Below are 10,847 nucleotides of genomic sequence, written 5' to 3'. Positions count from 1 at the left end.
GCAACTATTGCTGCTACCTACTATGATTCAGCTAAGGCTCTTGGAGATGATGGACAAGTAAGAAATATGATGTTTAAATACGTTGAGGACAATGGTACAATTTCACCAACTAACTCAAATAACTGGAAGATTAGTGCTACACCAATTGTTCAGCAAGTAGATGCAACAGGAATAACCTTAAATAAAACAACATTAAATTTAGAAGTAGGAAAAACTGAAGCTTTAACTGCAACTGTATTACCTGAAAATGCTACTAATAAGAATATAACTTGGACATCTAGTGATGAAACTATAGCAACAGTAAAAGATGGAGCAGTTACAGCTGTAAAAGCAGGAAATGTAACTATAGCAGCAGCTGTAGGTTCTGTAAAAGCAACCTGTGACGTTAAGGTTAATTCAGCTGTAGTACCAACTGAACCAACTACACCAATTGTTAATGAAACTTCAAGAGTAGTTGATGCAGTAAAAGCAGCAGCAGATAAATCTACTACTATTGTAGATATTACAAATAATTCAGTAGTATCAAAAGATGTATTTACAGCAATAGCTGGTAAGGATAAAACTATAACCTTCCAGAAGGATGGAGTAACTTGGACCTTTAATGGACTTAATATTAAGCCAGAGCTAATAAAAGACATAGATTTATCTTTAAAGACCGTTAGTGCTGAGCTAAAAGCTAAGGAAGCTGCAAAGGCTAAGGCTATAGTAGGAAAAGATGTTGCTATTGTCTCCTTCTCCTTTAATTATGAAGGTAAACTACCAGGAAAGACTGATATTAAAATATTTATAGGCAAGGAATGGGCTAATAGAACTATAAATGTATTAAGATACTTTGCAGATAAGAACACTTATGAAGTTGCACAGAAGGATGTAGCTGTAGATACTAATGGATATATAATATTTACAACAGATCATTGCAGTGACTATTTCGCAATTGATAATTCAGCAATTTCTTCTGATAAGCTTCCTCAAACTGGATCACCAGTAGACTTTACAATGGTTGTTGACTTTGGTGCATTAATTGCAGCATTAGGAGCAGCTGTTATACTTTATGACAGAAAAAAGAAAAAGGTTAATGCTTAATTAGATATAATAAAATAAAAAGAGGCTGCCACATTAGCAGTTTTAAATGGTGCTAATGTGGCAGCCTCTTTTTTGTAAAAATATATTTGTACATGTGAATAAAAAATATCTATGGGTTAACATCATATTAATTATTATTAAGAAAATAATAAAGTTTAAAAAAATTTAAAATTTTATTAATAAAACTATGGTATTTATTTTCTTAATTTGGTATTATATTTTTACAACTTATAAATAATTATAATGTTATGAATAATTAAGCAAATTTTGCTATAGTTTAGCAGATAATGTTAAAGAAAAGTATGCTTAGCAATTCTAAAGGTAATTGATTAGTAGATAAACATATTACATAATAGAGAATCTAAAGGCTCAAATTTTCAACGTTTTTGATATAGTAAGACATTTTGTGAAGCAATATATTATATTATTTAATGTATACGTTTAAATTTATCTCCTTTTATTGGTAAGCAAGCTATATTATTAGCTAAAATGAAAGCGCTTACGCAAAAATATTTGAAGCTTTTAGATTGTAAAATTTAGTTAACGTTAAAATAATATTCATATAATATAGGTTATGTATAATATTACCGAATAGTATGGTATAGGTGAATTTTTAATAGTCAAATAAAACAATTATGTATTATTTTATTTTAACTATGTAACAATCATTATATGATTTCTAGATTCATAATGATTATATTTGTAAATTTTGGTTTAGTAATAAATTTTCAAGGAGAGAGGGGCAGGCACATGAAGCTAATCGATAACTTTAAATTTGAGTTACCAAGTATCTGCTTAATTACAGATGACCCTTACCGAGTTAAAATGATAGCAGCTCATTATCTGGATAAGGTAGAGATGTTTTCCGAAATACGAGGACAAGTTGGCCTTAAAGGTGAATTCAACGGTATACCTTTAACTGTTATGTCAGTCGGAATAGGAATTACTTCAACAATGGCTTATGTTACTGAGCTATACCTAAGAAATCCTATTAAGCGAATTGTTTACTTAGGTGATTGCATTACAAGTGATCCTAGCTTGACTGTTGGCACAATTACTTATATTAATAAAGCATTTGAGAATACGCAATGTTATTATGCATCTAAAAAATTACAGCAGTATACAAAAATCATAAAGAAAAAAAATAATATTATTGCAAAAGAATGCATAACAGCAACTAATGACAATTATTTTATAGAAAAAAGATATACTGCAACTCAAGAAGCAAATGTTTTAGATTTTACAACTTCAGCTTTATATAAACTTAATAATAATGATGCTGATATTGAAATTATTTCCATTCTTAATGTTTGTGAAAACTTTGCAACAAGTGAAATATTAGATGAAGCGGTTAGGCAAAGCGGCTGCCATTCGGCTGTATTGTTGGCACTTAATACCGTAATATATAATGCTTAATAAAGGCACTATATTTCATTTGGAAGTAAGGGTTTACAATATTCATAAATTTAAAAGGAGGTTTATAAATGAAAAAACTAAAAAAGTCACGGTTTATGGCCGTAATGTTATCCTGTTTATTACTTATAAACACGATAATAACCTTGCCAGTACATGCGGCGACGGCTACTAATGACACAGTGAATCCACCACAACTAACAACGGATAAAACTGATATCACAACTTGGAATTTTGGATCTTTACCAAGTACTACTAATGGAGATATTGCAGCTACAAGTGGTTATTATAACAACGCCACAACTTTATTGCAGTTATTCCAAGGTACGACACCTACAAAAGTACAAACTGGATTTTCTTACTCAACATCTTCTTTGAAAAATACTGGATTTCAAAATCCAAGTTATTGGCTTGTTACAACATCAACTAAAGGGTTTAATAATTTAGTATTTAATTTTACTATGTATTCCGCTGCATCAGGTCCTCGAGATTTTAATACAGAATGGAGTACAGATGGTACAAATTGGCAGGTGTTTGGAAATCTAAATAGTTCGACACAATTTACTGTAAAGAATCCAAGTGCGCAACTGCAAAATTATGGAATGAAATTACCAGCAGCTGCTGAAAATAAAGATTTAATCTATATTAGAGTAAATAAAGCATCTGAAACCCAAACCAATGGAGGGACTTTGACAACTTCAAGTTCTAATATTGGAAATAATATTAACGGCATTCAACTGTATGGTACAAAAGATCCAGCTTTTACAACACCAGCAGTTACTATAACACCTGATACTACTAATGCAATATTAGATGTAACTCAAATAACTTTATCTTGTTCAGATTCAAATGCACAGATTTATTACACTACAGATGGCACAGAACCAAAGACATCAGTTGTCGGTTCTACAAAATTATACACTGCTCCCTTTACAGCACTTTCTGAAGGTGGCTTTAATGGTACAAGCCCCTTTGTAGTTAAAGCTGTAGCTCAATCCGGTACACTTTTACCAAGTGATACAGCTATATCATCTTTTAATCAACAAGCTATTACCTCTAATGCAGATGCTAAAAAACTTGCTACTGGTGCTTATGCATGGGTAAAAGGAATTGGTACTTACTTAAATGGAAATGCTACTTTATATATTCAAGATGGTATGAAGGTTGGCAGTGGTCTTTGCCTTTATAAGTCTACTACTATTACAGACCTTTCCTCTTATGTTGGTAAAGAAATATATGTTTATGGCAAAGCCTCACCTTATAACGGTTTAATGGAGATTCTTCCAGATACTATTATTGTACGTGATGCTAACCCAGTAAAACCAACACCTTCTAAGATTATGCTTAGTCAACTTGCAGACAGATCATATGAAGGTATGTTAGTTTCTGTTGATACAGTAAAATTAGATAATGTTGCAGGAATAACAACTACAAGTAATTATAGTCACACAATCAGCCAAGCAGGTGTACAATGCATATTAAGGGCAAATGGTATAGCTTCCTCTGTAGGAACAACTGGCAGCTATGTAGATTTAAATAGCGTTATTGTAAATTATAACAGTGGTACACCATATAATGGAGCATATTTACTTTCTACAAATACTGCCAATCTAGCACCTGCTCCTACACCAACTGTTGAATTTATGACTGCAAGCGTAGCTTCTGATACTGCAGTTCCATTAAATTCCAAGGTTACACTTTCTACACCAACTCCTGGCGCAAAAGTAACCTATAGCTTAAATGGCGGCACCTCAGTAACAAGTACAGGAAATTCAGTAGATGTTTCTATAGATGCATTCCAAGACGGAAAAGCAACTATAACAGCTACTGCTTCTGATGGTACTTATACAACTGCAATGCAGACTTTTACTTATGTACAGAGCCAAGTTGCTGCTGTAAATGCAAGTCCTGAAAATGGAGCAATTGCTGCAGGAACACAAATAACTCTAACCTCAAAAACTACAGGTGCAACTATAGTTTATTCTTTATACGCAAATTCTTATTCTGATAGTGACGGTACTTTAGTAGGAACTGCTAATCAAACATATACAGCTCCTATTACACTAGATGCCTCTGCTTTCCCAGTAAGATTAGTTGCAAAGGCAACACTGGCTAATTATTTAGACAGTAACCCTGTAACCTTAAATTATACTGCTAAAAAAGCAGTTGGCGGTGAAAAGAACTACTATGGTGCAATCCATGGTCATACTGCAGAAAACTCTGATGGTCAAGGAACTTTAGCAGAAGCAGATGCTTATGCAAGAGATCAAGGTAAATTCGATTTCTTTATTTTAACTGACCATTCAAACTCCTATGACAAGGCTCCTACTACAGATTCTGTAGCAACTATAGGAAATTTAAATACTTACAATACTACAAATCAGCAATGGTTAAATGGTAAAAACGAAGCTGCTAAAGCAACAACATCAACTTTCCTATGTGATTATGCTTATGAAATGACTTGGTCAGGCGGACCTGGACATATAAATACCTTTAATACACAAGGTTTTGTTAGTCGTAACAATGCAGCACTTAATAATAAAACAAATGATGCTGGTATGAAAGCTTATTATGATTTATTAAAAAATACACCAGGCTCAATTTCACAATTTAATCACCCTGGTCCTACTTTTGGTAACTTCTCAGATTTTGCTTATTATGACCCTATGATAGATGATAAGATTAATCTTGTAGAAGTAGGTAATGGTGAAGGCGCTGTTGGTTCAGGCGGATACTTCCCATCTATTGATCAATATATTTTAGCTTTAGATAAAGGCTGGCACGTAGCTCCAACTAATAATGGTGATAATCATAAAAAAGGTTGGGGAACATCTAACACTTGTGCAACAGTTGTTTACACAAATGATTTTACAATGGCTGGTATCTACCAAGCTATGCGTGACCGTTCCGTTTGGGCAACTGAAAATAGAGATCTAGATGTTACCTATCATTTAAGTGATGGTACAAATACTTACAGCATGGGTGCTATTTTAGATTCTGCTCCAGCAACTGCACAAATTACAGTAACAGCTAAGAATAAAAATACTGCTACAGCAACTAGTAATATTGCTACAATCCAATTAATAGGCGGCGGTGGAAGAGTTATAGATAAACAAACATATGCTGCTGGTAGTAGTGATGTTACTTACACCTATAATATGACAGCGCCTAAAGCTGGATATTATTTTGTAAAAATTACAGACAACCAAGGCTTTAATGCAGTTACAGCTCCAATTTGGCTTGGATCAGCTGCAAAGGTTGGAATAACTTCAGTTGCTAACAATTCAGTAATGCCTGTTACTAATGAAGCATTGAAGTTAACAACAACATTCTTTAATAATGAGAGTACAGCTGCTACTCTTAAATCAATATCATATACTGTAAATGGAGATACTTCAGCTAACCAAAGTTATACTCTTGGTACAAGCATTCCAGCACTTGGAACAGCTACTCATGAATTTAGTTATACTCCAACAACATCAGGAGATAAAACAGTTAATATTAGTGCTGTTATTACAGTTAATGGGGTAGATACTACTTATACTGCTACTAGCACCATGAAAGTTGTAGATAGTGATAAAGTTTTATATGTAGGACTTGATGCCTCTCATGGTAATGAGTACGTGAGTGGAGGAAGCTATCCTAATTCTATGGGTAATATGATGACTCTTGCAGCAAAAAATGAAGTGAGAGTGGTACAACTTAATACATCACAAGAATTAATTAATGCTTGCAGCAATCCTAAATATAAAATGATTATTTTAAATGCACCATCAAGGAAAACTGTTGCTGCATGGCCAACTCCAACAAACTATTCACCAGATGAAATTGCAGCACTTAAAGCATTTTCTGAAAATGGTAATACTCTCGTAATTGGTGATATAGCTGACTATGCTGAACTTAATAATGCAGATGCAAATACACCAAAAATGAATATGGCTGAATTGCAAAATCAAGTTTTATCAGCAGTAGGTTCTACCTTACGTGAAGGTGATGACGAAGTTATTGACGATGATACAAATGGTGGACAAGGATATAGATTATATCCAACAGAGTTTAATATGTCAAACCCATTGATGCAAGGTGTTGTTTCTGGACAAACATATAGTCAATATTCAGGATCTACAATTTATGCAGTTGATCCAATAACTGGAGAAAGAACAACAACACTACCATCATCAGTAAGCCCACTAGTATTTGGTTTCCCAACTACTTATTCTGCGGAAACTGATAAAGATAACTTTGGATATGGTTCTTCAAAGCCAACTTTCCCATTTGTTGCCTTTGGCGCAAATACTCAAACAGATAAAGGAATGAATAATGCAGCTGGTCTTTACATTCCTAAATATGTTAATCCAAATAGTAAAGTTGCAACAAACCCAGAAGAAAAATTACTAGCAGCTTCTGAAACTGTAGTTCATTCAAATGGTAAAACTTCTTTAGTTGTTGTAGCTGGCGGTTCCTTTATGAGTAACTTTGAAATACAAGTGACAATGGAAAATTCAGGAACTTTGCCATATTCAAACTATAATATAATGGATAATCTTTATAAAACCGTTAACCCAGTAGAAATAACAAACATTGCTGATGCAAAAAATCTACCTGACGGAACAGATGTTGTAATTGAAGGAACTGCTACTTGTGATGTTAATACTCAAAGTGTAAATACTGATACAAACAAAGGCTTCTTTGACTGTATTTATGCACAAGACTCAACAGGTGGTATTAATTTATTCCCAGTTGCTTCAGGCATAAAAGAAGGACAAAAGGCAAGATTCTATGGTAAAATTACACATTATCAAGGTGAAGTAGAGTTAACAGTTAGCAAGTTTAATATTTTAGATGAAGGCATTAATAAAATTGCACCTGCTGATCTTTCTTCAAAGAATTCAATGCTTCCAAGCAATACTGGACTTTTAGTTAAAACACAGGGCGTTGTTTCAAATATATTTAAAGATACTGATGGTACTATAAATCAATTTACAATTAATGATGGAACTGGACCTGCCATTGTATTTATCAATGGATATATCACAAAGGGAACAGCACTTCCATTTATTAAAGACGGTGCTACTGTATCTGTTGTCGGATTAGCTTCTATCGGTGAGGTGGTTAGTGATTCTGATATGCACGCAAGAATTAGAGTTAGAGACCGTGCTGAGATAGTTAAAGTTGCGGATGCAGTCGAAAAAACATTATCAAGTATAACAGTTACAACTCAACCAACAAAAGTACAATATGTAGTAGGACAAAGCTTAGACCTAACAGGATTAGTTGTTACAGGAACATATAATGATGGAACAACCTCACCAGTAACTATTACATCTGCAAATATAAGTGGATTTGACAGTAATACTGCAGGTGCTAAAACAGTAACAGTAACAGTTGACGGTAAGACAGCAACCTTTAATGTTACTGTAGTAGCAAAAGCTTTAAATAGTATAGCAGTTACAAGTCAACCTACAAAAACACAATATGTAGTAGGACAAAGCTTAGATCTTGCAGGACTAGTTGTTACAGGAACTTATAATGACGGATCAAAATCACCTGTTACAATTACATCTGCAAATATAAGTGGATTTGACAGTAACACTGCAGGTACTAAAACAGTAACAGTAACAGTTGACGGTAAGACAGCAACTTTCAATGTTAATGTAGTAGCTTCAAATGATAATACAGGTGGATCAACTGATACAACAAAACCAATTGTTAATGATAAAGCAAAAGTAGTTGAAGTTATAAATTCAGCAGCTGAAAAATCAACTACAATTGTAGATATATCTAATAATACAATTGCAGACAAGGAAATATTTACTGCTATAGCTGGTAAAGATAAAAATGTCATCTTCCAAAAGGATGGAATAACTTGGACCTTTAATGGACTTAATATTAAGCCAGAATTAATTAAAGATATTGATTTATCATTAAAGACAGTTAGCTCTGATCTTAAGGCTAAAGAAACAGCTAAGGCAAAGGATATAGTAGGCAAAGATGTTGCTATTGCTTCCTTCTCATTTACTTATGAAGGAAAATTACCTGGAAAAGCAGATGTAAAGATATTCATAGGTAAGGAATGGGCTAACAGAACTGTAAATGTATTAAGATATTTTGCAGACAAGAATACTTATGAAGTAGTAGGAACAAAATTGGCTACAGATGCTGATGGTTATATTGTATTGACAACTGATCACTGTAGTGATTACATTGTAATAGATAACTCAGCTATTGATGCTTCAAAGCTTCCGCAAACTGGTTCACCAATTGACTTTAATATGGTTGTAGACTTAGGTGCGCTAATTTCTGCTTTAGGAGTAGTTATGTTTCTCTATGGCAAAAGAAAAAAGAAATTTAATGAATAATAAATTTCATTAAGAAATACAGAGGGAAAATTACAATTGTAAATGATTAATTAACAATTAAGGAAGTTTTTCCTTCTGAAAAGTAGTTTATAACAGCAAAAGGCTTTGCTACTAGCAAAGTCTTTTGTTGTTATTATGATTTGATTAAGTAGGGTATGAAAACGAATATAGCAACCTTTGTTATATTCATATATTAAAACATTTTATTATGCTATAATTAATGATGAAGCTGATACTTATTTGAAAATATGGTAGTTCCATATTATTACTGTGATTTATGGAGGAAGAAACAAATGAAAAAGCATCGAGATTTGTTGGCAATTTTGGTCGTGGCTTTTCTATCACTTATTATAATTACTACATCCAGCAAGTTATTTGGTTCGAGAAAAGAAGTTAATATCGGAGATAGAACCTTGTTCTATGAAGTAGCCAAGGTATTGGAGGTTTCCTCAGAAGATATAAGTAAAGATCCAACAGTACATAATATTTATATTGGTGAACAGCAAATTAAAGTGGAGATTCTTACAGGAAAATATGCTCACCAGCAATTTGATATTAATAATTCAATGAGCGTGCTTTATAGCGTGCGCACAAAAGTGGGAATGAAAGTAATAGTAGGTTTTAATGTTATAGAAAATAAAGTTACTAATTTATCAGTGTATAACTATAAACGAAATACTGTAGTATATTGGCTAATTGCAATATTTTTTGCATTGTTAATATTTGTAGGAAGAAAAAAAGGACTAAACTCTCTTATTTCAATAATATTTTCGATTATTGTAATCTTTTATTTTATGCTCCCAAGTATTCTTTCTGGATTTGACCCGGTTATTTCAGCTACAATATCTGCAGCCCTTATAACATTTATTGGCCTTATAATTATAAGTGGCTTTAATAGTAAGACTTATTCCGCAATTATTGGTACAATTTCTGGATTAACTATAGCTGGAATAATTGCATTTGTTTTCGGCCATTTTGCTCACCTTACTGGTCTTACAGCTGAATACTCTGAAAACTTGATAGCTATAGCCCAAACTTCAAAATTTAATTTAAAAGGATTAATGTATGCTGTAATTCTTATTGCCTCCTTAGGTGCCGTTATGGATATTGGTATATCTATAGCATCTGCTATATTTGAGATTCATAGTGCAAATCCTAAATTAGATAAAAAACAATTGTTTAATTCTGGAATGAATATGGGGAAAGATATTATAGGTACGATGTCAAATACATTAATATTAGCCTTTGCAGGAAGTTCATTTTCACTACTGATAATTATAGCAACAGCAAATATGTCTTATATACAAGTTTCTAATTTAGATCTTGTATGTACAGAAATCATACAAGGAATTGCTGGAAGTATTGGTATTATCCTTACGGTACCACTTACAGCTTTAGTTTCGGTATTATTTATTGAAAGAAGCACAGAAACTAAGCATCTTAAAAACAAGATTAAGAAGTCACCTAAAAGCAGGAATTCATAGAAGGAAGAAGAAGGCTGACCTTAATTAGACATAATAAGATAAAAAGGGTTGTGGACGTGCTCACAACCCTTTTTTAAATTTATTAAATTAAAAAGTTTTTAAAAATAAAACTGAAAATTCTATATTTTTTTACAAATTTCTATAGTGTTAATTATGATTTGTGGTAAAATATTATTACTAAGCAATATTAGTACATACTTAGTAATATTTCACATAAGGTTTTATAATGTAAAAGGGGGCAAGTCGGAAAAACATTTAAAACTTAATAGTGAAAACGATTTTAAAATAATGGGGAGGGAACGCAATGTTAAAAACCAAAAAATCCAAGATTTTAAGTTTGGTTATGGCAGCTGCTATGATTTTTTCAAATCTAACTGGTATTGGGAACATTAATGCAGTTAAGGCAGCTACAGGAGACAAGGTATTTGACATAGTAGAAATTACAGATTTTCATGGACAGCTTCTAAGTTCTGACGCAACTCCACTACCAGTAGGTGCTGTTCTAGCA

4 protein-coding genes and 1 pseudogene are annotated in these 10,847 nt (G+C 32.7%); all 5 read left to right on the top strand.

Translation table 11 applies throughout. The annotated features are described in order from the left end of the window. Positions 1 to 1,083: Ig-like domain-containing protein (locus ACJDUG_RS17600; protein WP_406771173.1), on the top strand; the 1,083-nt coding region annotated here is incomplete at its 5' end. A 750-nt stretch (positions 1,084 to 1,833) separates the two neighbouring features. Continuing rightward, positions 1,834 to 2,499, top strand: coding sequence for a phosphorylase family protein (locus ACJDUG_RS17595; protein ID WP_406771172.1), 666 nt, complete (start codon positions 1,834 to 1,836; stop codon positions 2,497 to 2,499). Positions 2,500 to 2,567: 68 nt separating this feature from the next. Further along, positions 2,568 to 8,855, top strand: a complete 6,288-nt coding sequence (locus tag ACJDUG_RS17590) for a bacterial Ig-like domain-containing protein (protein WP_406771171.1) — start codon at positions 2,568 to 2,570, stop codon at positions 8,853 to 8,855. Between the two features lie 293 nt (positions 8,856 to 9,148). Continuing rightward, complete coding sequence (locus ACJDUG_RS17585) at positions 9,149 to 10,339, top strand: YibE/F family protein (protein ID WP_406771170.1); 1,191 nt, start codon at positions 9,149 to 9,151, stop codon at positions 10,337 to 10,339. 304 nt (positions 10,340 to 10,643) lie between these two features. Then, a pseudogene (locus ACJDUG_RS17580) lies at positions 10,644 to 10,847 on the top strand (hypothetical protein); the annotation flags it as partial.

The sequence above is a fragment of the Candidatus Clostridium stratigraminis genome (assembly GCF_045310675.1).
Taxonomy (GTDB): Bacteria; Bacillota; Clostridia; order Clostridiales; family Clostridiaceae; genus Clostridium_AT; species Clostridium_AT stratigraminis.
The sequence above is the reverse complement of the archived record's forward strand: the minus strand, read 5'-3'. Positions and strand labels throughout refer to the sequence as shown.

Coding starts and splice junctions, on each gene's coding strand:
- ACJDUG_RS17585 (WP_406771170.1), top strand. CDS start 9,149: ATGAAAAAGCATCGAGATTTGTTGGCAATTTTGGTCGTGGCTTTTCTA.
- ACJDUG_RS17595 (WP_406771172.1), top strand. CDS start 1,834: ATGAAGCTAATCGATAACTTTAAATTTGAGTTACCAAGTATCTGCTTA.
- ACJDUG_RS17590 (WP_406771171.1), top strand. CDS start 2,568: ATGAAAAAACTAAAAAAGTCACGGTTTATGGCCGTAATGTTATCCTGT.